We start from the raw sequence: 26,419 nt of genomic DNA on the forward strand, positions 1-26,419 counted from the left end.
CTAAAAGCTTTTTTCTATTGAAATTGTACCTTCCTCAGATAGCCCAACTGCCTCGATAACGACATGAGCATCTCCTCTTATTTTACCTACCCCGTTAGTGTAGCTCATTCTTCCCTGACAAACTACTGACACTCTTCCCGTTACTTCAGGGATGATAGGAGCATCTATTATCAAATTCGCATTTCCATATAATGTGACAGCTACTTCACCTTGTAGCCCGTTAGCATCCAGACTCGCATTAACATTAGAGCTAAAGCCCAACTCCATTCCTCCGTTAATCGTGACTCCAACCACCTCATAATTAAAGGTTTTCATGTAAGAATAACTAGCCGTTCCTTGCAATGAACCTGAGATATTACTGCTCTCTCTGGTGAAGGAAGTGTTACCTATAAAATTAACTTCTCTAAAGAACTGCGCATTAACATTTCCTTCTACATGCCAGCCGTTACTAGAATAGTTAAACCCTAAATTGGCAGGAGTGACAGTAGAGAAAACATACCCTGTGGATGGAGGCACGTTTACATCTATAGATAAATCTCCATCTAAGGTATTATCTGGTAAATAGTAGTTGACATCAAAACCTGACCTGATAACAGGATTATTTCTTGGAGCTTGTATATCTCCGCTAAGGCTTAGTTGTAAATTATCTCCTCCAAACTGAACCACGGTAGTACCTTCTGCGGCAAACATGTTTGATACATCAGAAATACCCAGAGTTAGACCTAAAAGGTAGTTATTTGGCCTTGGTTCTCCCCTGAAGCTCCCTGATACATAGTTAAGATAATAGTTATACCCTACCTGACCTCCCACTTTGGTTAGTTGAAGACCTGTAGGCCCTAATGGCACTCCTGTTCTTGCTCCTACTGCCATACTTAAATAAGCATAGTTGAATGAAGGTGTTACCCCAAAATCCACAGCCCCACTCAGCTGTATCATTCTTATGTCTGCATTAAAATCACCTTTGAAGCCTTCCTCTCTAAATTGAGCACTGAAGTCTACATCAACCATTGGCTTTTTAATTTCTCCTTCAATACTTCCAACAGAGATATTTCCTTCACTATCAATTGAGAAGTTATCTACCTGAACTTTTCCTACATCATTTAATTCTACTTTAGCAGATACAGACATTACACTGCCATTATAAGTAGAGCTTAACAACTCAAAACCGAACTTCTTATATCTTACATCACCTGTAGCATTCCACTCGGTAATTCTTCCGTTATCTATTTTGAACCTTTCTACTGACAATGAAGCATCAAAACTTTCATGTTTTGCCTTCATTGTACCACTGATAGTTTCTAATGTTAATGATTGATCAAAATCAGCTTCTAAAGCAAGGTCATTGAGCAGCATTCCAAAAGCCTTAATTTCAGAATCACTGGTAACACTTGTATTAAAGTTTCCATCTACACCGTAATTAAAGTTGACGTAAAAATGGCCATCAATGCCACTTATTTCATTCACTTTAAACTTACCTTCTCCTGATAAAAGCTCAAAAGTATCCCAGCTTTCATTCAGATCTGCAGAAATACCAAACTCTAGTTTTTCTACTTGCATATCAAAATTTCCAGTACTGAAATTGGCACCTTCTAACGCAGTTAAGGTTCCTGTTAGTTTTCCTTGAGCATCTATTTGGGCATCATTTAATGCCGCTAATTCTGTATCACCTTTCTGAGCAATTATGTTAAGATTTTTCACCTGACTAACATCAAAAACTCCCTCAAAATCATCTCCTCCATCATATTTAAAGGTAATTTCTCCAGATACACCTTTCTTAACTTTTATCAGAGGAGTAAGTGTTTTGTCTTCCGTAAGCGAAACACCCAATTTCACAAAGCTATTACCTGAAATACTAGCGTTATCTGCATCTTCAGCTGTACCAGATAAATAGCTTTCTTCAGTAGATATATTGATCTGCGCACTCTTAATTGCTACATTAATCCCATATAATTCACCCAATGGTACATTTTTATCACTAACAGAGACACTAACATTTCTATATCTATCCTTAGTCTTATGCTTTTCGAAAGCGACCTTTACATTGGCCAAGGCTTTCTCCTTGATTTTATTTCCTTGTTTCATTTTTAATGAAACTGAAGCCTCCGCGCTGTAAGGCCTATAGTTACCACTATTTTCTAATTCTTCTACCTCTGAAGTCAGGGCTACTGTAACATCACCAAAAGTGAGCGTACCGGAAACATTTACATTATAATCTCCAGGTGTTATTACACCTTCTCTATTCACAGTGAAGCCACTGATAGTTGCTGCTATATTAAGGCCTTGCTGCTCTAACTCTACACTACCATCGATCTCTATTAGTCCCGTCTCAGAAGAATAAGTTGTTTTGCTAATGGAAATGCTCAAATTATTATAAATAATATTTCCACTTCCTATAAAGCTCTTCAACTCGCCTTCTTCAATAAGAAAATCATTAATAGCTATTTCTGTATCAAATTCACTATGCTTTACTTTAACCGAACCAGAAACCTTATTAAGTTCAAAGCTCTCAGAGAAATCTGCTGTAAGGTTTAATTCTGAAAAAGTAAAACCATAACCTCCCAAATTACTAGCTGCGATGGTAGTTACGTAGCTGTCATTTTGAATTGCTAAACCAAGCTGAACTGTTCCGTCCAGTCCTTTTATATCACTTACAGTAAATAAGCCATGTCCTGTTTTAACGTTTAGTGCCTCAAAAGAAGAATACTCAATATCCATCTCAAGCTCATCTACTTTCATGCTAAAGCCACTGATATTCACTTCTTCATTTTGAAGTGCGCTTAAGGTGCCTGATAATTTCCCATCTTTATCAAGTACTCCATTTTCAAGTGAAGCCAATACCTTATCAGATTTTTTGAAATCCAGGTTTATTCCTGTTACACCTTCCATATCAAAAAGACCATCAAAGCTATTATCACCGGCGTATGTGAATTTGAAATCACCACTTAATCCACTGTGTATTATAAAAGTCTCTTGTATAACTATGTCTTCATTCAGGTATGCTTTGATCCCTAATTCACCAGCAAGTTTATTTTCTTCATCAATAGTTAAATGGGCATTTTTTAATATTCCTCCTATCTTACCGACATTACCCAAGTCAATACCTTGCTCACTGGTCCAGGTTATATCAACATTTTTAAACTCACCAGTTGCGCTGTTTTGTTGAAATTTCAACGAAGCAGCCCCTAATTCAGCTTCCTTTTGATCCTTTTCACCTTCCATTTTAAGGAAAACTGTAGCTGAAGCCTCATAGCTATTCCAGCCCTCATCTGCTGAGCCCACATTATTAGCATTAGCTTCTAAAGCTACTCTTACTGGTCCGAAAATAAGGTCTCCTGCACCTTGAACCTCATAACTGCCCATAGTTATATTTCCCTCATAATCTATGGTAAAATCACTAATCTCAGCAGCTATTTTAAGACCGTTACTTTCTACTAAGGCTGCGGCAGATAAGGATAAGCTCCTGGCCTCTGCATTATACTCTGTGCTTAGTACGTTTACAGTAATTCCGTCATAATTTACTTGCCCCAATCCTTTAAATTTGGCTAGAACACCATCTTTTATTTCAAACTCCTGAATATCTAATGCTGCGCTAAATTGATTATGCTTAGCCTTAAACGCCCCTGAAATGCTATTGATATTAAATGCTTCATCAATTTCAACACTAAAATCGAGGTCCGAGAAGGTCATACCATATCCGGTTAGTGATGAAGAATTGACTGAAGAGGTATATTGCCCTCCATTCATTTCTAGCCCTAACTGAATATCTCCTTGCAGACCTGCTACATTACTCAAGGTAAATAAACCTGAACCAGATGTCATTTCAAGCTCTCCTGTTACTGAGTAGGTTACATCTGCTGTAAGTGAATTGACTAAAACTGAGGCACCTTGTATCGGATAACTAATTTGATTTTCTGCAGCGGCTATTTGGCCAGAAAAAGAACCATCTGCTGCCAGTTGTCCGTTACTAAGGGAAGCTAGCTCCTGATCTCCTTTTAATAAATCGATGTTAATATCCTGAACCCCTTGAAAATCAAAACTTCCAGAAAAATCAGTTGAATTACTAAATGCAAAAGCAAAACTTCCTGTTACTCCCTGGTTAATGCGGATATAATCCTGAATAACCTGATCTTCATTTAAAGCTGCACTAAGGGCGACTTCACCTCCTAAGTTTCCATCTGCATCAATAGTAAGCTCTGCTCCTGTTAGAGCTGCATCTATAAACCCTATTTTTCCGAGTGATAAACCTGAGGTGTTACTATATGTTACTGTAACTTCCTTAAACTCTTCCCCATCGCATTTTTTCTTAAAACTTAAAGAAGCATTCTCTATAGTTACTTCTGCCGAAAGTTCATCCTGCCCCAGAAGAGTGAGAATAAAGGAGACATCTACATCATTATAAACACAATACCCTTCTTCATCGGTTTCACTAGAGGACAACTCATCATTTAGTCTAAAACTAATAGGTCCTAATTGGAAATCAGCACCTGCTATGGCACTATTTCCAGCTCCTGAAGATGCTCCTCCTCCATTAGATGAATTAAATTCGGTAGTTCCGGAAGGCCCTACAATAGTCTGATTTCCATTGCTATCTGTATACACCACATCTTCTCCGGCGGCTACTGTTGTGGTGTCGCCTGTGGTAGTTACTACAATAACATTACCTGTAGAATCCTGATAAATCTCTGCTATCTCTCCATCTATGGATAGTGAATCATAGGTGTTTTCGCTACCTTCTGTATTTCCATCACCATCTTCTCCTTCAGAGATTGCATCCTCTCCCGCAGCACCTTCTTCTGGTGTAGGGCTAGTATACATCATCGAACTAGCCGGATCCCAATAGGTATAAACATTCCCTTTGATCACTCGGTGATCAGTATTCACCTCAATATTTTCAAAAGTGACCCTAACTTTTACATAATTTAAAAAAGGTATTTCGGCCTTTCCTCCACCCCTAAACTTCCCATCTACGCCAGAGACACTGTCTAATTTAATATCAAAATCTCCTGCATATATATAGTCCCCAGGATTCAACTGATCTATTAACTCCGTATTTTCAAGATTATAATCTCCTTCATCACCTCCACATACAAACTCACCTTCAATAGGTTCATTAGTAGTTACTTCTGCCAAAAGTGAATATTCACCTGAAAAACTACCGCAAGAAGGCGCTACCTGATATTCATAAGTAGTGCCTGGTTCCAAGGAATTAAGCTCAATATCATTTAAATAAATGTTTTCCTCCAACCATTGATCATCCGAATCTGCAACCCTGTACCTTACATTAAAAGCGGTATGATTAGGCAATGGCTCCCATGCAATTGAGGCTCTGGAGGTAGATAGAGATTCAGCATCTATAACATTTAATGTTTTGCACTCATCCCCATACACAAAAGTAAATACTTCGCTATAGCCATTATTTTTGAATAGATCTAGTTCGTCTATACCTACCAGGCTCTTGGCTTGCACCCTGAATGCATAACGACGGCCTAGCTCCAACGGAGTTTCTGCCGGCCCGTAAATAATAGTAGTGGCCTGCGTTGTAGCCTGAAAAATAGGCGGAGAAGTAAGAATAGCATCATTCGGATTACGATTATCCGGCCAAATCTCTACCATGGTTACTTCATACTCGGTAACAAATGCCGAGTTAGGAGATCCTGTGTGTCTTGGTGTCCATTGTAAAGTTACATATTGAGGATCTTGCGGACGGATTTTCTCTCCGTTAAATGGCACATTGATAATGGGAGGATCATTCATAATCAACCAAGCGGTAGCACATCCGCTATTAGAAATACGAACCCCACGGTTATATTCTAATACCTCAAAGCAAAACTGATAAAGCCCTTCGGGCAGCGCTCCTCCTCTTTCAAACTCCTGACGGGTAATCCCCTGAAAATTGAGATTTTCTGGTTTGAAATAGTCCACCAAATCAGCAGAAGTGAGTCTTTCCGGAATACCTCCCTGAAGTATTAATGGTGGCGGTAAATAGCCCGGTTTGGTTTCTATTAGTATGCCCTGTCCTTCAATTCTAAGTCTTAACCTGGTTTGCAACTCTGGCCTGGCAATATCTCCCAGCATTACATTGAGCGATAACCTCTCCGATCCCGGAGCTACATAATCTGCCAGATAAACAGAATAAGGAGGAATTATGGTTGTATTTACCTGTACGGGATAAGTCTGAGAAAAACCTACCCTGCAGCAGATTAATAACAATATCGATATGACTATTTTCTTTATCAACTTATTACTAGTTACCCGATTTTGATGTACTAAAATTATAGCTATAACCTAATGTGGCGGTAAACTCCGTGAAATCAGAAGCATTCCCCTCGGTATGAGATTTTCTATTTACCATGACCACGCTCAAGTTTAGACTATGCTTCTTTTTTATAGAATAGCTACCTGATCCTCTCACATTCGTCACCCTGTTTACAATGCTTCCGTTAGTGTATGATTGATTGAGTGAACTTGAAAGCCCCAACCTCAATTGCTTATCTAACAATGACTTTCTCACCCCCAGGGTAGGTCCCATAGTAGTGGTACTAATGCTCATAGATTCATTCTGATTGTAGTTAAATGAAGCACTAACTGTCAGGTTTTGCGGCACTAGGCTTAAACTATAAGCAGCATTGGCCATATAAAACTGATTGCCACTGTTTTGATCCACTCCTCCCTGCTGATCAGAGGCATCCTGAAAAGTGAGGTTAAGGTTCAAATTCTGCCGCTTGGTTCTTTCGTTTTGTAAGATGTAGTTAGCATTTAGGCTAGCATTTTGCGAAATCTGAGTATAGTCTAAGGTATCCAGGTTGTCATAAGGAGTAAGCTCATTGATATCTACAAATGGAGACCTGATATTAGTATAGGTTTGAAAATTAGAGTAGCTCACCGCTAAATTGAGCTTTTCACTTGCTGCATAGCCTACATTTAAAGCTCCTACCACCCTGCGCATGGTACTCACCTTAGAGTCATCCAGGTTATCATGTTGTATACCTACATTAGCACCAATATTTACCTTGCCTTTAAAAATGGAAGTGTTTCCATTTACAGTAATATTTTCGAGGTCATTATTGAAATAGTAAGCCCCCAATGTCTTATATCCCGGATCAATTTTTTCATACCCCACGCCAAAGGCATAGCCATTACCCTGATAGGTAATATTGGTATTAAAAGCCGTATAATAAGTAGATGATTGACGCGGTGTGAATAATCCGCCTGTAAAGCCAAACAACCTGTTTCTTTCTAATGACACCTCATCTGCCCTACTATCACGGGTTAAACCGCTTACAGCATATTCCGCTTTCAAAATCAACTTTTCAAAAAGCTGTTTACTACCTATAAGACTCATCACCAGGTTTTCTTCTGGTAATATGCCTTCATTTTCAGGCACGTAGCTGATAGAGTTAACATCATCTTTAGCCCCGAATAAAATGACATGTAATTGATCATTGCCATCTGCATAGCCCGCTTTGAGGCCATAGCCCATTCTTTTGAAAGAAGGTGGTGGTGTAGAAGAGTTTAACGAATCAGGTTCCACGGCATCCAGCAGTCTACCGTACATAGCACTTACTTGAAATTTTCCTGGATTAGCTTCTATACCTGCACCAAGAAATAGATGACCGGCTAAGGTATATGAAGAAAAATTCATGCTTGCATAACCAAAATGACCTGTTATCCATTTATAGGTAGGATGCAAACCATATTGATTAAAAGGCTGCTGAAAAGAAGTTTGCTGATTTGAATAGGTAAAAGTAAAAGGTACACTCCAACCATAAAGGTTAAAATTAACATTACCCGAGGCATATAAAGAATAAGGATCTCTCCGAGACTCAATGCCATTAACAGAATACCCAATTTGGTTTACAGAAACTCCCCCGGTTATAGTAAGAGGATTCTCCTTTCCTACTGATTCCAAATTTTGAGCATACAGACCTCCGCTAAAAAATAATGAGGCCGTAAAAAATAGTTTAAAAAATACTGCCTTGTTCAAATCGCTTCTAATTGAAGCTCGAATATAATATAATTAAATTTTGCCTTGCCAGCCAAAATGTCATACCGAGGCACATATAAGAATAAAATGATTAATATATTACATTTTCATACAATACATTACTTCAATATATACCATTTATTAGAATGATAATCAGCAAAACGATACAAATAAGCAATTATTGTGTTCTTAAAGTAATTTTTTATTACACAGGTAACTAAAACATTCAAAAGCAATAAACAATTATACTTTTTGATATTTTTTAGGGAAAATATTTGACTATACTTCAACTAAGATCTTCAAAAAATACAATTAAAATCTCTTTTAAACTTAGATAAATACAGTTCTTCATTTCCTCCACTAATGAAGACAAAACCCTTCAAGAATACAATCTTAGCAGAACCTAGCCAAAACAAAGCTGATCACCAATATACTGATTTTCAAATAATTAAGAATTATTGACGTGATAAATTTACAAAAAAACCAAGTCAGACGTAATTAAAGCGTAGTGGCAAATTTATATTTTGACTCATCTTTTATTAAGATTACAATAGCCACTAGCGCATATTTAAACTATTGTTCAACCTAATATATTTTTACATGAAGTTTCTTTATTTCATAAAAAGGATAACAGTATTCTTTTTAATTGTAACCTGCTGCCATACTGCCCTTCAGGCGCAATACCTACACACACAGGGCAATCAGATTGTAGACGGTAACAACAATGCCGTTTTAACCCGGATTATTCATTAGAATAATCAAAAGGAGGACTAGTAGACGATATGTTCAAGAATATTCCCTCCATCCAGGGTCTTCTTTTGGAGGGTAATGAGATTTTTAAAACCTTTTTATTAGCATGGTTTGCTGTCCAGGCTCCTAATGCAAAGCAATAGGATCTGAGGGTTGATAGGGTTGCTTTTCGATGATGGTTCAACGCAAAATGCCTGAATAAACTCATCAAATTGTAAGCCACCATGATAAAGCGAAAGGAGGCTTCTGTTGCCCAAAAATCTTGTAAACAAAAATTTTCAAGCCCAAAATCTTGTTTCAATTCCTTAATTCTGTTCTCACAATCGGCGCGGGTGTTGTACATGTTCCAAATCTGATCCAGAGGTAAATCCATATTGGTCACATAGCAACTATATCGATAGCCAGGCTGATCTTCAAAAAGTTCCTTGCCTCCTGCATGTGGCCTGATGTCAACTTGCTTTTTTACAATAATGTATCGTCTTGGCTTACCGTTTTCATGACTGAAAACCATCTCGTTCAGCTCTATTCCCTTTGCCAGTTTGACCCAATCTTTAAGCCCCCAAACTTCGCTTTTTACATTGGGGTACATGCGTACAGCCATAATGTAATTGAGGAGTTCTTCATCTAGATATGACATGATTTCTTCGTTGTAAAAACCACTATCGGCCCTTACCAGACCTACTTTTTGTCCTGCCAAGGCGTGCTTAAAGGTTTCTTCCATGAACTCCCTGCAACTACTACTGGCCGCTGTGTTGCCTGGCCTGAGCCATGCATTGGCCACCATTCTGGTTTGACTCACAAAGGCCATCAAGGGGTGATGTGAATTTCTCCCTCTTTTGTTGGGGTTATAACCTTTACTACTCCCTTGTTGATCTCCATATCGAGTGATCACAGTACTATCAAAATCAATGGTGAGTGCTCCTAAACGGAGCTGGTCAAAGAACCATTGTTGAAGCTCTGGAAATACTTCGTTGTTTAGGGATTGAGAGAATTTTCCAAAAAAACGACTGTAGGTACTTTGGCTAGGCATACCATCCCATCCAAAAATTGACTGTAAAACAGTATCATATCTCAACCAGTCACAATGGATGTATCTACTAGCCCCTGTCCAGATACTCAGCCAAAAACTCTCTACGATTTGCTTGGGGTCATACCCTCGGTTAGAACCAGGAGATGGAAGTGCCAGTTCGGCTAATTTTTCTCGTATCCCTACCTGATCGATAAATCGTTTCATTAAACTCATCCCTCCAAAGGGTGTCACTGGCTTGGAGGAATATTCAATGGGTAAAGACCCTATATTTTGAGTAACCATTCTGGTGATTTTTATACCTCATCAAAATCGATCTTTTTACACAATTATCGAAGGATTTTCTAAACTTTTAGTTTTCTAATGCATAATCAGGGTTTAATGAAAGGTATCAACCTTGGCAACTGGCTATTATGGGAAGGCTATCTCATGATGGGTGATTTTGAGTATCGTACCCATACTCAATTTTTTGATGGAGTTAAATCTGCCTTTGGTGGAGATTTAAACCAAGCCATTGAATTTGAACATCAATGGCGATTAAATTATGTTAACGAGCAGACTATTATTGATCTGAAAAACATGGGCTTTAATTCTGTTAGAATTCCTTTTCATTTCAACTTGTTTTGGGACTGGAACAGCTACAGTGCATCAGATCGAGGTTTTCAGTACATTGACAGGGTCGTGGATTTCTGTCGAGCACATGGCATGTATGTGTTGTTAGATATGCATGCTGCTCCAGGCTATCAAAATCCAGGAGACCATAGTGATAATAACGATTCAAACTCAAGCCAACCACGAGAATCGGTTCATTTTTGGGATGGAGATAACATTAATATTGCCTCTCAAGTATGGCGACATATAGCGAATCACTACAAAAATGAGCCTGTAGTTTGGGGCTATGATCTTCTTAATGAACCTGTTCCTCAACCAGGCAGGGAATATGAGCTTATGCCCTCATTAATTACTATGCGCAATGCCATTAGAGAGGTAGACAGTAATCATATTATAGTGGCAGAAGGAAGCTGGTGGGGGTCAGACATGTCCAAGCTAGACTGGCAAGATGGCTATACACAAAGCCAAACGGGTGTGTATGCTAAGTGGGACGATAATTTAGTCTATCAAACCCATCATTATGCTAATGATGCCTCTGATCTCAACGGACGGCTAGCCACTACAAATCGATTAAATGTTCCGCTGATATTAGGTGAGTACGGTGAAAATAATAACTCTGTTATCAGGGAAATGACTGATTGGTGCATTAATAATAATGTAGGCTACTTCCCTTGGTCTTTTAAGAAAATGTATCATGATCGCTGTTTATGGACTATTCACCCCTATAGCAACTATAATCAGGTGAGAGATTATATAAAGTATGGCGGAACACCTCCTGCCAATGCCTATAATAATATGATCAGCTTCTGCCAAAATAATATAGGTAATGGAACTCCGGGCTTCACTTTTCATCAGGGGTTTTATGATGCGGTGAAATTCACGGGTGGCCCTATTAATAATGAAGCACCAATTGGCCAAACCATTTGGCTGAGAGGAAGTAACGGCCAATATGTATCATCAGAAAATGGAGAGGCCGGCATAATGTGTAACCGGGCTTCTGTTGGTGACTGGGAGCAATTCACAGTAGTAAGTACCAGCGACGGTAAAATTGGTTTACAAGGCTCTAATGGCCAATTTGTATCTTCTGAAAACGGCGAATCACCTATGATGTGCAACAGGGAATCAATAAGTGGCTGGGAAGCCTTTGAGTGGATTGACATGGGAAATGGCACTGTAGCCTTTCGTGGTTTTAACGGAAATTACGTTTCCTCTGAAAATGGTGAATCTGCCATGTATTGCAATAGAGAAACCATTGGAGATTGGGAAGTATTTGCCTGGGGAATTGCAGGTAGCTCAGCACGAATGGCCAGTACCGTTAACAAAGAGCAAATAACCTCTCAAACCTTAATTTACCCTAATCCCGTAATAAACAAGGTATTCAATTTAGATATCAGATCTCTTAATATGGAATCACCTGAAAAGCATCTATTCATTATTGACAATGCAGGAAAAATGATATTTACAGAATATTTTTCAACTGAAACCACTGAAGTACACCTGCCTGCATCAGTAAAAAAAGGAATATATTATCTGGTGATAAAATCAGGAAAAGCACAGAACACCACTAAATTGATTATAGAATAACCAAAAAGAGGTTGTATCAAAAGTTAAATATTAACATTCTGATACAACCTCTTACCTTTTAAGGTATGAAATAATTATTTCTTCGCCTCTAGTGCTTCCATGTTTTGCTTGGCCAGTATAAAGTCTGGTGCAATCTTCAAAGCAGCTTCAAACTCCTTTTTAGCGGCAGATATATTACCTTGAGCCTGCGCTATTAATCCTTTCAAATTATGAATAGCCACCTTTATAGGGTATTCCTTTTGCTTTTGATTAGCATCTTCGTAAACCACGGTTAGAGAATCGGCTTGAGCCTCTCCTAACAATATATCGGCGTTGGTAGTACTTTCTTTATATCTTTTCAAATCAAATTGAAGGAAAGCAATTTTATATAAAGTTTCAAAATCATCGGACTCTAAATACAAAGACTCATAAGTATCTAAAGCCTTATCTTTCACTCCTAAATTTTCATAGCTAACGGCTAATATCTCCATAGCCCCAGTATGCTTAGGTCTCATTTGCAGAATATCCTGAGAGCTTATAGCAGCAGATGCATATTGACCTGTTTGCAAATACAAAGCTGATAGTGAATATAGTATTGAATCGTTTTGAGGATTTTCTACATATAAGTTGTAAAGTGCATTTTTAGCCATAGAGTAATCATTGTACCTCATAGCCATACCGTACACTCTAGCATAGTGACCAGAAAAAACCTGACCAGCTGAAGGTGCTTTCCTTTCTGCCGGTTGCTGATCATCTTGCGCAAACGTGGTAAGCGTTACAAATAAGGAAAAAGCAAGTATAATAGTTCTTCTCAGAGCTTTCATTTTTGTTCGGTTTTGTAGTTAAGACCAACAAATGTAATGAAATTATTCAGTTGAAAGCCCTTTCTTAGCCGCAATATCAAGCATATAGCTCCATGCTTCGTCTTTATTGTTAGCAATTTGTCCTTCAAGTATGGCTTCTTTTATCTCTTCCTTTATCTCCCCTATCACTCTTCCTGGCTTAATTTTGAATAAGGTCATTATTTCCTCACCACTGATAGGAGGTTGAAAGTTTCTGATTCTATCTTTCTCTTCCACCTCCAGCATTTTTTCTTCCACTTTCTTAAAGTTAGCCAGGTACCGCTTCACCTTGCTATCATTTTTAGAGGTCACATCAGCCCGGCACAGGGTCATTAAATCTTCAATATCATCTCCTGCTTCAAAAAGTAGCCTGCGAACTGCTGTGTCTGTAATATCATCTTTAACCAGCGCAATAGGCCTTAAATGAAGCTTTACTAACTTTTGCACGTACTGCATCTTATCATTCAAAGGCAATTTTAGCTGTCTGAAAATCTTAGGCACCATGCGAGCTCCTTTATCTTCATGACCATGGAAGGTCCAGCCCACTTTTTTATGAAACCGCTTAGTAGCAGGCTTAGCTATATCATGCAGAATAGCTGCCCACCGTAGCCACAAATCATCAGATTGCTGAGCAGTATTATCCAGTACCTGAAGCGTATGGTAGAAGTTGTCTTTATGTGACTTCCCATCTATTACATCTACCCCATGAAGATCCATCATCTGAGGAAAGATATGTTGTAAAAGGCCAGCGTGAAATAAGAGTTTAAACCCGTATGATGGAACCTTAGACAGGATGATTTTATTGAGTTCATCACTAATCCGCTCCTTAGAAACTATATTTATCCTTTCAGCATTTCTTACTATACCATCAAAAGTATCAGGAGCAATGTCAAAGGTTAATTGTGAGGCAAACCGAATGGCTCGCAGCATACGCAAAGGATCATCTGAAAAAGTGATATCAGGATCCAAAGGTGTTTTGATCATCTTTCTTTTCAGGTCTTTCTGCCCTCCAAAAGGATCAAGCATTTTACCATAAATTGGAGATGACAAGCCTATAGCCAGCGCATTAATTGTAAAATCTCTTCGGTTCTGATCATCTTCCAAAGAACCATCTTCCACGATAGGCTTACGACTGTCTCTTCTGTAAGATTCTTTTCTTGCTCCTACAAACTCATATTCCCAGTCTCCTGCCTTTACCTGAGCTGTGCCAAAATTTTTAAATACCGAAAGATGTGAATTATCTAACTTTTCAGCTACTTTCTTAGCTAACTCAATGCCGCTACCCACACACACGAAATCTATGTCTTTAGAAGGGCGTTTGAGCAATAAATCTCGCACATACCCTCCTATTACATAAGCTTCTACTCCTAGTTCATCTGCGGCTTGCTTTACTATTTGAAAAACAGGCTTTTTCTCCAGCTGATCTGTATAATCCATATCACATGAGTCATATTATTGAAACATGACTTTTTATTCCTTATTTGGTTAAGCGACAAAGTTAGTATTTAAATTAAAAAGTCGCCTCTGTGATATTACAATCTGTTTTTAAATCTCTAATTCCAGAAACCTTCTTTGCTATTAAATGAAGGACAAGGTATCAGCTTCATAGCTTTCTTTTTCTTTCTCTTATCATTAGAAAACTCATAAACCAGTGATATCTCGTGAGATCCGCCTGTAGTGGTTTCTAAGCGTGAAACGGTAAAGTCATAGCTATAACCGATCTGAAGATTCTTAAGCATAAAGCTCATCACTAATACTAATGCATCTTTCTGAACCATTTGCAAGGTCTCTCCTTCATTATCTACATCATCTTGAATCGGAATACCTCTATACCATACTCCAACGGCTATAGGGTCTATATGGTACTGCAAGCCAACATCTAATTGCTGAAACTGCGATCCTTGAAATTTATAGACGAAAGAAGGAGTAATATATGATACTCTGGCCAATTTTCTCGGGCCGGAATATAAAGGAAGCTTCATACCTCCATGTATATTCACTTTCATAGGCAACCTACTCTCATTACCCAGAACAGACATATTCGGCTCATTCATATGGTATGAAGACACACCTAACCACAAGCTACGGTTATAAAGTACCATACCGGCTGAAAAGTCAAAATAGTTTTGATTTCCTAATCTATTCACTTCAGGATCTATTGATTGACCATCATATTCAAGACCATCTCTAAGCAGAAGCTTAGAGCGATCTAGTCCGTTACTTCCATAGGCAAAGTAAAGTCCTGGTGAAAACACCCAGTTTTCACTAAGCCTCACTTTATAGGAATATAAAAGCCCCACGTAAGATGTTCTCCAACCTGCAGACCCCATTTTATCAGTAGAGGCCATAATTCCAAAACCACTCCTCAGCTCATCTACAAAAACATCATAAGAAGCCGAATAAGTGGCAAACGCTTGTGGCAAGTTAGGCCACTGCAACCTGTGGTTAAAAGTGACCCTGTGCTCCTGCGTAATACCCGTAAACCCCGGGTTTAAGTATAACGGTGCCGAATAATACTGTGAAAACTGAGGATCCTGAGCTCTCACCGGACCTGCAGCACTCACTAACACAACTAAAGCTATTATTAAAAATCGATACATAAGCTAGCTCTTAAAAATTTACCTGATTAGTGTTACGTCTCCTATTCTTGTAGTGCGTTCGCCATTTGATAAGCGCAACGTCAATTTAAATACATATACTCCTGCTGGCATCAACTGATCATTTACATCATAGCCGTCCCAGCCTACAGTTTGGTCTTGACTCTCAAATATGAGGTTACCCCACCTGTCAAAAATGAGCATTTCGAACTCTTCTACACCTCTAGTGATAGGTAAGAAGATATCATTATCCACCTCACTAATGATTCTACCATCTCCTGACGGCCCTGAAGTATTAGGAGTAAAGGCATTAGGCACTCTGGTATATCCACCATCAGTAGCGGTAATTGACCTGGTTATTTGATCTTCACAGATAGTTCCATTTCCATAATCAGCATAAGCAGTTAAAGTGATATCAAACTCTCCTTCATACTGATAATTATGCTGAGGCTCAAACTCTTGAGAGATGCTACCATCACCAAAATCCCAATAATATTGATTAGCTCCTTCTGTGTAGTTAAAGGTAATTACCGGCTGATCTGGCACAAACACTTCATCCGGTCTGTAATCAAAGTTAGCATTTGGAGCTGCGAATATTTCCAGTAAACCTGATTTTACTATTGTTTCTGATTCATTATTATAGGTATTGGTTGCAATAAGCCTTACGTTATATACACCCGCCTCACTTATTTTCAAAGTAAAGTCAGCAGATGGATCGACTTGACCCGGCGTAACTTCATCAGACCTGCTATACACTTCATGATTATCATCATCGAAAATTGACCATTCAAAGTGGTTCGCTCCTCCTGTAGTATTGTTAGTAATTATTAATTCAGATCCCGTACAAGTCATAGTAGTAGATATGTCGAAATCTGGCACCACTGGCTCTATACCTATTGGAATAACCTTAAGTGCTTCATCAAAACAAATACCAGAAGAAGCTTCATTTTCTACTCTCAACCTTACTGTTTTATTAGCAGGCTGATAATAAGTAACTTCTTCTATAGCTGTTGGATCCGCATCATCCCTTGTTTCGCCGTTACCAAAGTTCCAGCTATAAGAAAATTCGCTTGCATCTATTGGATCTAATGCCCAGAAATCAACTCCAATAGATCCTGCCATGAATATACCATCTACATCATAATCAAAGTCTGCAACTACTTCTTTATAAACCTGAACACTAAAACTTGAAGTAGTACTACATCCGGTGTTAGTATTTTCTCCAGTATAGTCTACGGTATATGTTTTAGGATTTGGTCCTGTTGAATTAATCACACTCCAGTTTGAAGGAACTACATCTGTTGAGGTAAGCAATTCAGAACCAGTGTCTGGATCTATTAGCTTCCAGGTTTGAGCCGTTGCCCCCCTTGATGAGTTAGTGAACTCTATTACTTCTCCACTACAAACAATAGGATTACGAGGTAATACCGTAGCAATTACACCAGGATCTACTACTACCGCTTGTTGTGTGTAATTAGAACACTGAGGACCTTCAGCCGTCAATGTAACATTATAAGTAAAGCTGGAACTGGTAGATCCGTTTTGGAATAGATGAGTTACCGTTCTACCCGCTTCATCAGTAGTAGCCGCAATCACTTCATCAGGAGTACCATCCTGCCAATCAAATGTGTAAGTCACCCCACTCAACTGATCAAACTCAAAAGTATAAGTAGCAGGACCACACTGTGGTGAAGACTCTAGAATTGTAAAATCAGCATTTATTTCTACCACATCTATAGTTGCTACTGCATTAGGAGAACTCGTACAACCATTTCTGTCAGTAACAGTAAGTAAGGTCCAATCACCTTCATGTAATAAAGGATCTGCCTCGTTAATATAAACTGTAGCAGTATTAGTAGCTAACTGAGTATGACTAGTTCCTTCAGGGTCTTGGTACACAAATGTATAAGGAGCCTCAAACAAATTTTGATTTACTCCATTAAAGAAATTAAAATTCACTAAAAATGGCGAGCCTTCACAAATAGAAGTTATATCAGGATTACCTGGACCATCCGAGAAAGCAATGTCTCCACCTGGAATTGTATTCACGACCACTTCTATAGGGACACCACCATTAGAATAAACAGGGCCACAACCATTAGGTGTACTCACTTGTCTTAAGAAGTAATAAGTACCTGGATCAGAAATCACCCCATGTTGATAGGTAGCACTAGTAGCCCCTGAAATGTTAGAATATGTAACCCCGTCATCAGAGTATTGCCATTGATATAAATATCCATTTCCACCTGTGGTACCTCCATATGGAGCTGACATTTCCGTAAATATAGCTGGTGATTCTCCGGCACAAATACCTCCTGGCTGAGCATATACAAAACCTCCTGTTAATTCAAATGGAGCTGGCAATATTGCTGGAGCTAAGGTTACACCTCGACAATCTGAGGTATTCTGATTATAAACTGCTATATAATATTGTCCAGCTGGTAACCCCTCAAAATGTCCATCTTGATTATAAACTCCTAAGCTGATTTGATTTTCATCTAATAATTCAAAAGTTGGTGTACCTACTACATTGGCAGAACTAGCTTGAATTTCACCATCGGAAGCACCTAAACAGCTTACTCCATAAACACCATCATAATAAGTTACTGTAGCTGCTACTTCCGGTTGAGGGTTAATTTGGAAAGTTATCGTTCCAACATTATAACAACCCGTAACATCATTTTCTACCCTAGCATATAGTTGTATCCCATCAATTGCGGTATACGAGGTCTCATCTGGCACTGCTGAGTTCATGAATACATCTCTATACCATGAGATTGTAAACCCAGAGCCAGCACTTACTTGATCATTATATTCAGTAAGATCTACAGTTTTCAATTGATTAACCGGTACATCAGAACATTCATCTATCGTAAATGAATTAGCTATTGGCCTACCTTCAATATTCACCTCAATCCTTGTTCTAGGGCCAACGCAGCCATGTAGCTTAGGATATAGATCAAAATAAATTGTAGTAGGCACGTTGGTATTATTAATCAAATCACCATATATCCTGCTAGGGTAAGGAAGATCTGTTTGATCGGTATATGCAGAACCAGAAATAGCACTAGGCCCATTGGAGTTGCTCACTACCAAGTCAAAAGTCATGCTTGCTCTATTCGCCGGACTTATTTCATTGAATACTTCAAAATCTATAAACTCTCCCGTACATATGGGGTCTCCGGGTAATGGATGAACCATATTATAAGAAAGCTGTGGTGTAGGCTCTACCTGCACGCGAGCTTCAACAGGATCTCCTGCTGTACATCCATTCACTCTAGGTGTAAACGTATAGGTAACAGTAATGTAAGAAGAACTACTGTTGGTTAACCTTCCATCAAGTTCATAATCATTATTTGGATTTATCCCTAAATTGGTTCGTCCAACACCATTATTCCATGCGGAACCTCCTGTTACTGAAGGATCAGAGCTTATTACTGTATAATCAAAAGATAAATCCCCTAAAGTTCTTGTAAGCGTAGGAGTACTTAAAGTAAGCGATATTTCATCACTAGTACATATTATAGGTGTAGCATTTAGCACAGGGTTTAACACAGGATCTGGTTGTACATCTATGCTAATCTGGTCTGTTGCTATGTCACACCCTGCCAAAGTGGCTGTAATATCATAAGTAACAGTAACTACTTCATTGCTATTATTAATCAAAGAGCCTCCTATTGAGTATGGGAAGCCTCTACCGCCAGCATTAGTCCAGGCAGAACCACTCATTGCTGCATCATTAGTACTGCTTACCGTATAAGAAAGCGTAAAATTACCCGGAATATTAGGTGTAGTAGGTGAACTAATGCCAATATTCACATTTCCTCCACTACAAACCCAGGAACTACCGTTATTCACTACTACTACTTGTGGTGTAGGATCTACCACTACGGTAGTTGTTTGAGCATTTCCTGAAGTACACCCATCTAACTTAGGAGTAATCGTATAAGTAACCGTAACCACTTCGTTACTATTATTATGCAGTTCACCTCCTATAACCGTTCCAAAAGGAAGGTCAGTACCAGAGAAGGTATAACCTGCTCCTGAAATAGCCCCTGCCGGTGAAGAGGATGTTGCTACATCAAAAGTTAAATCCTCACTTGAAGTAATTGGCGTATTTACTTCAATTTCCACTTCGTCATCATTACATAAAACAGGATTACGGTTCTCAATCTCTGCTCTTGGAACAGGCTCAACTACCACCTGTACAGGTACCGCAGTTCCATTACTACAACCACTTAATTGTGGTGTAATCAAATAAGTTACGGTTACTGGTGCATTTCCAGGATTAGTTAAGGTACCATTAATGTTAAAAGGCTGACTTCGCCCTGAAGCACCTGAAGAAGCAGAACCTTCTATTGGTCCATCAGCACTTACTGTATAATTGAATGTTAACCCATTTCCATCTGTTGGCAAGGTATTGCTATAGACATCAATATCTACAGCTCCACCAGAGCATATATCCGGAGCATTATTATCAAACTCAACCGAAGGAGTTGGCTCTACTATAACATTAACATATTGAGGATCACCATCTTCGCAACCCGCATAAAGAGGTGTAAACTCATAAACAACTGTAGCAGCTTCATCTGAAGTATTTACAAGATCTCCGGTAATATCACTTGCGGGGAAAGCACCACTACCAGAAGTCATACCTGCTCCAGAAACACCTAGATTAGAACTGCTTGCAGTATATGAATACGAATATTTTGTATCATCAGTACCTGTACTTTGTAATGCTACTGATATACTCATTTGGCCTCCATCACAAATAGCTGGTCTGTTATTGGTTAACGTTAGTCTAGGACTCGGTTCTACTTGTATAGTTACATATCTAGGTGGACCTGCTGCACAACCACTTAACATAGGAGTAATGGTGTAAGTAACAGTAATTACATTATCACTACTGTTATGCAACTCTCCTTCTATCTTATCTACTCCGAATATAAGTCCATTTCTATCTATATTCCCAGAACCACTGGTAAACGCTTCATTATTGCTTGTAACCACGTAGCTATAAGTAAGGTCATTAATTTCTGTCGGTTGAGTAGGACTCAGCACATCTACCTCAAAGTACTCATCATTACAAACAATAAGAGTGGTTTCCTGAGGATTTGCTGCTGGTACAGGCTCTACGGTTACGGTTTCGGTAACATCAAAACCTGATGGGCAACCATCTACATGCGGAGTAACTACATAAGTAACATCTAAAGCCGCATCTGTACTGTTTGTCAATGTTCCTGAAATATTTCCAGGGAAATTACCACTGCCACCGGTTAATCCAGTACCACTAATTCCTGTCGGAGCATTTACTACATAACTATAACTTAGTTTAGAAGGGTCATTAATATTAGTAGTTGAAGAAACATTAATATTCACAGATCCTCCACTACATATCGTTTCACTGTTATTATTAAGTAATGCTACCGGAGCAGGCTCCACCACTACTGCAGTAGTTACACTAGTACCAGTTGCACATCCATTTACATACGGAGTAATTGTAAAGGTTACCGTAATACTACTATTTCCGTTGTTTACTATATCTCCATCTAAGGTAGTTCCAAAAGATAAATCACTTCCTCCTACCATAGCATCACCATGGGTAACAGCACCGTTGGAACTTACTGCACTATAATTATAAGTTAAAACACTTCCAGGGCTAACTGTAGTAGGTGAAGTAACTTCAATATCAATATCTTCTCCACTACAGATATTTTGAGCATGATTATTCAACACTGCTTTTGGTGTGGGTTCTACTATTACTGATTCCGTAGAAACAGTAGATTGTCCACAACCGTCTAAATGAGCTTGTGCTTCAAAATCAACAGTAATATAATGATCTCCACTGTTAGTGAGCGTTCCATTTAAAGTAGCAGGAAAATTTCTACCCGCTGATGATCCTACAAATGCAGAACCTCCGGTTACTGATAGATCTGAAGAAATTGTATTATAATTGAAGAATAAATCACCAGGCACACTTGGCTCAGTAGGACTTGATATATCTATATCTATGGCGTCTCCATTACAAATTCTAGGGTTATTATTAACCATCGTAATTTTAGGAGAAGGCTCCACTATTACAGTCTTTTCTACTTCATCACCGGAAGTACATCCATCGAATTTAGGAGTAAAGAAAAAGGTTACTGTAATATCCTCATCACTGTTATTAATCAAAGTACCATTAAGTGTAGTATTATAAGGTCTGTCTGTTGCAGATATATAAGCTGTTCCTCCGGTGTTAGCATCATCAGAGCTTTCTGTTCTGTAATCATAAGAAAGGTCACTTGCGTCAGTCGGTGATGTAGGAGTTGTAATTTGCAAACTAATGTTATCGCCATTACAAACAGCTCCAGCTCCAGCAACATTTAATGCGGGCTCCGGCTCCACCGAAACAAAGATAAACTGACTTGGCCCAGGGCATATACCCGGAGTCGGCCCTACCGGTGTCACTTCATAAGTCACCTGTCCTACTGATGTAGATCCATTAGTTAAAACATCAGTAATATTTCCTGTTCCTGTATTTCCTACAGCTGTACCGCCTACTGGCCCTGATTTAGAAATCACTTGCCATTCAAAAGTTGCAGTTGGTAAATCAGAAGTAAATACTAATTCACTATCTACAGACATGCCACTACAAAGACCAGCACTATTACCTGAAGTCATAGTAGGCTGTTCGTAAACAGTTACATCAAACGGATCAGCTTCAGGGCTTTCACAAGCATTAGAGCTTATTTCCTGAACTGTTATCTGATAATTTCCGGGTTGGCTACCAATGTTTACAATTATTTCATTAGTATTTTGACCACTAACAATAGACCCAAATGCACCTGGAACATTCCATATATATTGAGAGCCAACATTAGGGCTACTAATACTATAAGTTATATTTTCATCTTCTTCACAAACTTCATCATCACCTAGAATTACTGGTTTATCAGGTATATCCACCACAGTAACCATAATTACATTAGGTTCACCTTCACAACCATTAGCAGTTGTTTCCACTATGCTAATTGGTAAACCTGGCGCAGGAACAGCGGTAGGGAAAGTTAATGGAAGAAAGAAGTTATCTAATGTTGTTCCACTTTCTACTACAAATTCACCAGATCCTGGTAAAGTCCACTGGTAAGTGGAGTTAGGATTTAAAGAACCACTCACCTGAAAAAACACTGGCTCCGTATCGTTAACACAAAGAGTTATAGCAGCAGGTGTACTTCCTGACACTTGAATAGGATTCTCTCTAGGTTGAGGGTGCACTATGATAGAAAGCTCAGCAATGTCAGAACATCCTGCAGCACTATTATCTACCAAAGCATAAAACGTATCTCCATCCTGAATACCATCTACACTAGAAGGGTTAGAAACGGCATATACAGGATCTATACTAGCATCTGTAAACCAAGAAACTACTCTATCAGAAGGATCAGCCGGTGAGATTATGTCTTCTTCATAAGCTGTAAGATCTACTCCATCTACTATACCATCATCAAGCACATCTTCACAAAGCTCAGCAGTAAAGTCATTAGCAGCAGGTAAACCAACCACAGCAAAAGTCATAGTGTCATCATTAGTACAACCTGTAACCGTATTCTCTACATTAACATATAATACCTGACCATCACTTACTTCATAAGCAGTAGGATCTCCAATAGCCGCGGTTAGCGCGTCATCTTCATAAAAATCTACCTGTCTTTCAGATGAAACGGAAGCTCCTACTATGTCATCTATATAAGCTGTAAGATCTACTTCAGCTGTTCCTGATCCGGAAACTCCTTCACAAACTTCAGGCTCAGGGTCCGTAACGCTTGGTGGAGGTAATCTTTCAAGATCAATAGTAGCAACACTTGGTGCACAAACACCATATTCGCTGCTCACGGTCCACGTTAATGTGGTAGTACCCACTGGCAATCCTGAAACAGTGGCTGCAGGATCATATGCACCATCAATTACAACAGTGTTATCGTTTGATATCAGCTTAATATCGTCAAAACTGATAATTTCATCATCAGCATTAGTTCTTAATCTTACTACAATAACCAATGAAGAACCTCCACCAGGAATAGTTTCAGAAATATTTACACTCCCGAAATTACCTGACTGCTCACCACCAATAAGCACTTCAGCACCTCCATCTATTTGGTAATATACCCCTACATAATCTCTTCCTGATCCGGTAGCTTCCATAGCACCAGACTGAGCCAGTGCTATTTCAAAATCCATTTCACTAACTCCTGAAATATCTATTGGGCTTGAAGTCCACACGGCTTCTTCATCGGTATCCCTGGCTTCCAGCCTTCCATTACGTACTTCAAAGTAATCATCAGCGTCTACCAACTGGCTCTGATCTGCCTGGGTACTCCATCCGAAAGTGCCATTACCTGAAGTAGCTCCGTTTGGCTCTCCAGCAAAGCCTTGAGAATAAAGCATTCCTGGGTAAGTCCATACACCAGTACCTGATGTAGGTACCGTGGCTGATAAATCATAGAAGGTTTCACAGAATGGTGCTGGAGCAGTTCCTGCATCAGCTGTAGAAGGAAGAACATCCATAATTAGTGTTACGGGTACTCTGTCTTCACTCACACAACCAGTAGTAATATCCCTTACTTCAGCATAATAAGTTCCGGCTGATCCTGGGGTAAACACATTATTTCCACTTAACAAGATACTGGTGCTAGGATTATCTCCAGCATACCAGTCTATAGTTAAACCTGTCCCTGGAGCATCCACCTGGATACTTGTACTAAAAATATCTGTCTGACAAGCTATCACATCTTCCCCTCCAGTAGCCTCATCAGGTCGTGGGTTAATAACTATGGTTTCACTTTCGTTTACATCAGTGATACATCCAGAAGAAGCTTCTTTAATTGAAAGTATTTCATAAACGTAACTACCAGTTATTCCTCCCAATTCATTAATAAAATCAGGCACTAGCCTAACTACACCACTAGCATTTGAACTAAGCGTTACTCTTATTATAGATCCACCATCAATTCTATATTGAATTTCATAGTTTTTAACCGAATTGTCAGCTACTTCAATTTCTATATAAGCAGTTGATGTACCGGCACCATCATCACAAACAGGACCGCCAATTAATCTTACTTCATCAACTGTAGGTGGTGTACCTCCTATAGTTATGGTATTTGATATATTTAATGTTTCATCACAACCAGCAGCATCAGATAACATTACCAACCTGTACTCAGTCTCTACGCTTGGTGCAGGATCAGGAATAATATATGTAGTACTGGTGTAGTTGCTTTCAGTTATATATGAAGTAGGAGTTGAAGAACCATTTTCATATATTTCTATAATAAAATCAAAGTCAGCAGGGAAATCACTACTAAAAGTAAAGACGATATCATCAGCAGGAAGGCCGGCACAAACCGCACCACCACCTGAAACAGAAGCAGTAGGGCCTCCAGAAATTGGAATCTCTAAAGTTCTTGGATCCGATTCACAAGCAGGATCGGTTATATATTGTCTCACTACAGATATTTCTCTAGTGGTAGAAGTGAAGGTTCCGGGAACGTTAAAATCTACTGTTACAGAATTTCCTTCATTAGACCCATCAATACTTATACCTGTACCACTTACAGACCAAACGTACTTAACTCCGGTACCAGGAGGATCAGGCACACTAAATACCACATCCTGATCATCTCTACAAACAGGGTCATCGGGAGAAATTATGCCTGGCTGATCCAGATCCTCTTTTATTTCGATGGTTACTTCTACAGGATCACTTTCACACTGTAATCCTGCTGCTGCATTATAAGTTACCCATACACTGTAAACACCAGGTGAATGAGTGTTTATACCTCCGGGATATAAGTTAGGGGGTAAGGTATTAGAGTTATTCCAGTAGTTAGTAATGTAATTACCACCTGTTCGCGGGTCATCGTCAAACCAGTTAATATACATACTAGGCTGAGGAACAGTTACCTCAAAATTAGGAACCGTTTCTCCTTCACAAATCACTTTATCAACAGGAATAAGTGGTAAAGGTTTATCTACCACTCTTATAGTCTTGGTTATGGTAACAGGAGCATCACTTCCATTAGGAAAACTTCCAAAATGAGAGTCTACTGTAGGATTAAAAGAACCACCTACAGGATTCAAATACCCGTCTGAAGTATTGTTATCATAAGGGTTACAAACGTTCCAACTTCTGAGCTCTACAATAAATGTCTCACCAGATTCTGCTGTTTCTGGCAATTGGATATCTAAAGTAAGCTCGTTACTGGGATCTGGAGTATTATCTCCTATAAAAACAACCGGACCGTAATAAGGCAAAGAAGTAACTTCTTGTCCTCCAATAGTTACGTTACCAGTAATACTTGAGCTGGTTCCATAAACATATTGCACCCATCTCTCTTCTCTGTTACGGGCGTCTGTACCTGTTGAAGCATCAACTAATTCAGGTTGAGTACAGTTAAATTCACTTTCATCTCTTGCTCTGATAGGGCTAGTTTCCCCTTCACAGACATGAATTTCATCTCCTACTTCATTACCAGCTGACGATTCATCATGATTTAAAATTTGCTGGCCAACATTCGGGTTATCCAACTCATCATAAACGATAACCAAGAAATCCTGATTTAAATCAGCCCCGGTACATGCTGCTCCATTAATCACTAGTTGAGCTGATGCTTCGTAGCTACATGTTGGTCCATTATCCTGATAAGTGTGCTGCATCTGCACCCTCCATTCTCCTACTACATCTATGTAAGTAAGGTTCAAAGTTTCTGTGGTTCCGTCTTCCCAGTTAACATTAACCTGAATTACATCAGAGTTTGACCAACTGGAACTGGATGCTACAACGGTTCTGGTTACTTCATCTCCACCACAGTTCAAACTGGTAGAAGTAAGTACCCCAAAATTAGCATTCTGTGCACAGTTAGCACTCTGACCAAAAGCTGTTATAGAACCAATAAATAAAAAGAATAACAGAAGTATATTAAAGCCAAAAAAATTTCTGCGTTTCAAAGGAATAAACATCAAAGTATTACGTTATTGTAAGTTTGGGCTCAAATTAGATAAA

The 26,419-nt window shown here is 39.0% G+C and carries 8 protein-coding genes; 1 reads left to right on the top strand and 7 read right to left on the bottom strand.

Annotated features, from left to right (window positions below; genetic code table 11):
• The 3 genes from LVD15_RS24605 to LVD15_RS24615 form a co-directional block, all read right to left on the bottom strand.
• Nucleotides 1–6,210: a fibronectin type III domain-containing protein gene (locus LVD15_RS24605; protein ID WP_233777842.1), complete on the bottom strand. Its 6,210-nt coding sequence runs from the start codon at nucleotides 6,208–6,210 to the stop codon at nucleotides 1–3.
• 34 nt (nucleotides 6,211–6,244) lie between these two features.
• Nucleotides 6,245–7,984 carry a porin family protein gene (locus tag LVD15_RS24610; RefSeq protein WP_233777843.1) on the bottom strand — a complete coding sequence of 580 codons (1,740 nt, stop codon included), beginning with the start codon at nucleotides 7,982–7,984 and terminating at the stop codon, nucleotides 6,245–6,247.
• A 742-nt stretch (nucleotides 7,985–8,726) separates the two neighbouring features.
• A complete protein-coding gene (locus LVD15_RS24615; RefSeq protein ID WP_233776077.1) occupies nucleotides 8,727–10,046 on the bottom strand; it encodes an IS1380 family transposase in 1,320 nt (439 codons plus the stop codon).
• A 96-nt stretch (nucleotides 10,047–10,142) separates the two neighbouring features.
• Here LVD15_RS24615 and LVD15_RS24620 point away from each other — a divergent pair, with 96 nt between their 5' ends.
• Nucleotides 10,143–11,957 carry a cellulase family glycosylhydrolase gene (locus tag LVD15_RS24620; protein WP_233777844.1) on the top strand — a complete coding sequence of 605 codons (1,815 nt, stop codon included), beginning with the start codon at nucleotides 10,143–10,145 and terminating at the stop codon, nucleotides 11,955–11,957.
• A gap of 74 nt (nucleotides 11,958–12,031) precedes the next feature.
• Here LVD15_RS24620 and LVD15_RS24625 read toward each other — a convergent pair whose 3' ends face one another.
• The 4 genes from LVD15_RS24625 to LVD15_RS24640 form a co-directional block, all read right to left on the bottom strand.
• Nucleotides 12,032–12,760 (bottom strand): tetratricopeptide repeat protein, encoded by a 729-nt coding sequence (locus LVD15_RS24625; protein ID WP_233777845.1) that lies wholly within the window; start codon nucleotides 12,758–12,760, stop codon nucleotides 12,032–12,034.
• 42 nt (nucleotides 12,761–12,802) lie between these two features.
• Nucleotides 12,803–14,215: a CCA tRNA nucleotidyltransferase gene (locus LVD15_RS24630; protein ID WP_233777846.1), complete on the bottom strand. Its 1,413-nt coding sequence runs from the start codon at nucleotides 14,213–14,215 to the stop codon at nucleotides 12,803–12,805.
• Nucleotides 14,216–14,331: 116 nt separating this feature from the next.
• The gene (locus LVD15_RS24635) at nucleotides 14,332–15,378 is read right to left on the bottom strand and encodes a PorP/SprF family type IX secretion system membrane protein (protein WP_233777847.1); all 1,047 of its coding nucleotides are present in this window, start codon (nucleotides 15,376–15,378) and stop codon (nucleotides 14,332–14,334) included.
• An 18-nt stretch (nucleotides 15,379–15,396) separates the two neighbouring features.
• The gene (locus tag LVD15_RS24640; protein ID WP_233777848.1) at nucleotides 15,397–26,364 is read right to left on the bottom strand and encodes a PKD-like domain-containing protein; all 10,968 of its coding nucleotides are present in this window, start codon (nucleotides 26,362–26,364) and stop codon (nucleotides 15,397–15,399) included.
• Between the last annotated feature and the right edge of the window lie 55 nt (nucleotides 26,365–26,419).

Source organism: Fulvivirga maritima (genome assembly GCF_021389955.1).
Classification (GTDB): Bacteria; Bacteroidota; Bacteroidia; order Cytophagales; family Cyclobacteriaceae; genus Fulvivirga; species Fulvivirga maritima.

What these genes read in the sequence shown, in the direction of transcription:
- LVD15_RS24615 (WP_233776077.1), bottom strand. Translation starts at nt 10,046, where the DNA reads ATGGTTACTCAAAATATAGGGTCTTTACCCATTGAATATTCCTCCAAG.
- LVD15_RS24620 (WP_233777844.1), top strand. Translation starts at nt 10,143, where the DNA reads ATGAAAGGTATCAACCTTGGCAACTGGCTATTATGGGAAGGCTATCTC.
- LVD15_RS24625 (WP_233777845.1), bottom strand. Translation starts at nt 12,760, where the DNA reads ATGAAAGCTCTGAGAAGAACTATTATACTTGCTTTTTCCTTATTTGTA.
- LVD15_RS24630 (WP_233777846.1), bottom strand. Translation starts at nt 14,215, where the DNA reads ATGGATTATACAGATCAGCTGGAGAAAAAGCCTGTTTTTCAAATAGTA.
- LVD15_RS24635 (WP_233777847.1), bottom strand. Translation starts at nt 15,378, where the DNA reads ATGTATCGATTTTTAATAATAGCTTTAGTTGTGTTAGTGAGTGCTGCA.